This window comes from Pseudonocardia pini (genome assembly GCF_013870575.1).
In the GTDB taxonomy this organism is placed as follows: Bacteria; Actinomycetota; Actinomycetes; order Mycobacteriales; family Pseudonocardiaceae; genus Pseudonocardia; species Pseudonocardia pini.
Window position 1 is genome coordinate 1 of record NZ_JACBXB010000917.1, and the last position, 1,948, is coordinate 1,948.

5 protein-coding genes are annotated in these 1,948 nt (G+C 75.3%); all 5 read right to left on the reverse strand.

Annotated features, from left to right (window positions below; all coding sequences use genetic code 11):
• On the reverse strand, positions 1 to 406 hold a 406-nt coding region (locus H5J29_RS30760; protein WP_181784449.1), incomplete at its 3' end, for an MFS transporter.
• 5 nt (positions 407 to 411) lie between these two features.
• Positions 412 to 771: a hypothetical protein gene (locus tag H5J29_RS30765; protein ID WP_181784450.1), complete on the reverse strand. Its 360-nt coding sequence runs from the start codon at positions 769 to 771 to the stop codon at positions 412 to 414.
• Between the two features lie 105 nt (positions 772 to 876).
• Positions 877 to 1,179, reverse strand: coding sequence for a nitrile hydratase accessory protein (locus H5J29_RS30770; RefSeq protein WP_181784451.1), 303 nt, complete (start codon positions 1,177 to 1,179; stop codon positions 877 to 879).
• Entirely contained in the window at positions 1,176 to 1,754 is a 579-nt protein-coding gene (nthA, locus tag H5J29_RS30775) for a nitrile hydratase subunit alpha (protein WP_181784452.1), read from the reverse strand. Before nthA ends, H5J29_RS30770 begins: the two co-directional genes overlap by 4 nt.
• Positions 1,751 to 1,948: SH3-like domain-containing protein (locus H5J29_RS30780; RefSeq protein WP_181784453.1), on the reverse strand; the 198-nt coding region annotated here is incomplete at its 5' end. The genes H5J29_RS30780 and nthA, both read right to left, overlap by 4 nt.

The following is a 1,948-nucleotide window of genomic DNA, read 5'->3' on the forward strand; positions in this document are numbered from 1 at the left end:
TGGGCCAGGTGTCGCCGACGTAGACCAGGCCCGCCGGGTTCACCGCGCCGAAGCAGGCCCCGGTCAGCGTCCGCAGCACGACCAGGACCGCCACGGTCGGCGCGAAGGCCGATGCCAGGCCCGCCACCCCGGCGATCACCAGGGCGATCCGCATGACCCTGACCAGGCCGATCCGGTCCCCGAGCAGGCCCCAGACCGGCTGCATGACCCCGTAGGCGAGGTAGTAGGCGGAGGCGGCCACCGCGACCTGGGCGAGGGAGGCGCCGAGGTCGAGCCCGATCACGACCAGCAGCGGGGAGATCGCGAAGCGGTCCAGGCTCGAGGTCGCGACGGCGAGCCGGAGCAGGCGCAACGCCGCCCTGCCGCCGGGGGGCTCGGTCGCGGCGTCGGTCGGGGACGGGGCCACCCCGGTCAGCTCAGCCAGGAGTAGGCGGTCTGTCGGGAGATGCCGAGGGCCTTCGCCATCGGGCTGATCTCCAGGCCCCGTTCCTTCCCCTCGACGAGCAGCCTGCGCTGCTCCGCGCGCAGCTCCTCGATCCGCTCGGCGACCGTGGTCATCTCGGCCAGCAGCTCCTGTGCCTCGGCACCGGCGCCCGCGCGGGAGCGGCCCACCCCGGGGCGGGGGAAGTCACGGACCTCCGCCGCGGACCAGCGCTTCGGCTCGGTGTCCGGCAGGGGCGCGGGAGCCTGGCCCCGGGAGACGTACCCCGCCCAGGTGCCGGGCCGCACGCCCCACGCCTCGGCGCACTGCGCGGCCGTCCAGGTCTCCACGGCCCGATCCTAGGAGATCGCTGGAGAACCCCGGGTCCGGCGACGACATCCGGTCCGAGCACGGCCGGACGCCCGGCCGCCGCGATGCGCAGGCCGGGGCGGACCTCAGTGGGGGTGGTCGTGGCCCGTCGGGCGGTGGGTGAGGGTCTCCGCGCGGGCCGCGACCTCGGCACCCAGGTCCAGGACGTCCTCCAGGGCGCCGAGCCAGTCCTCGTAGTAGGGGCGCTCGCCGGGGGCGGCGATGCGGGCGACCAGGGCCTGCTGGAAGCGGGGCCACGCGAAGGCGCCCGCCTCGTGCAGCGCCACCGCCATGCCGAAGGCGCGGCTCTCCCAGGGTGCGGCGAAGAGCAGCTCGCCGTTGCTGCGCGGGGGAGCGGTCGGGCCGTCGACGGCGAGGTCCACGCTCATGGCGCCGACACGACGGCCACGCCGACCATCGCGTCCCGGGTGACGAGGGAGGCGAGCTCCTCCTCGGACAGGTCCTCGGTCCCCGGGGGCCGCTGCGGCAGCACCAGCCACCGCACCTCGGCCGACGAGTCGTGCACCACGATCCGGACGCCCTCGACCAGGTCCAGCCCCATCTCCGCCAGCACCGTCCGCGGTTCGCGCACGACCCGCGACCGGTAGGCCGGGTCCTTGTACCAGGAGGGCGGCAGGCCCAGCACGGGCCACGGGTAGCAGGAGCACAGCGTGCACACGACGACGTGGTGGGTGTCCGCGGTGTTCTCCACGACCACGATGTGCTCGCCGTTCGCCCCGCCGCCCCACGCCACCTCCTGGATCGCGGGCACCGCGTCCGCCAGCAGCCGGGCCCGGTACGCCGGGTCGGTCCAGGCCCGCGCCACGACCCGGGCACCGATCATCGGCCCGACCTCGCGCTCGTACTTGGCCACGAAGCCGTCGACGACCTCCGGGACGACCAGGCCGCGCTCGGTGAGGAGCTGCTCCAACGCCTCCGTCCGGAGGGCGGGGTCGTGCGTCACGGGCGCTCCAGGTAGCTCTCGAACAGCTCGGCGGTCACGGTGAAGTCGCCCTCGCCCCACAGCTCGGCGGCGCGGAACGCGACGGTGTAGACGTGCTGCGGATGCTCGCCCCCGAACACCGCGTGCGTGTCCGGCAGGACGTGGGCGGGCCGCACGGCCTCCACGGTCCCGACGCGTCCGCGCAGGTATCCGGG

Coding starts and splice junctions, on each gene's coding strand:
- H5J29_RS30770 (WP_181784451.1), bottom strand. CDS start 1,179: ATGAGCGTGGACCTCGCCGTCGACGGCCCGACCGCTCCCCCGCGCAGC.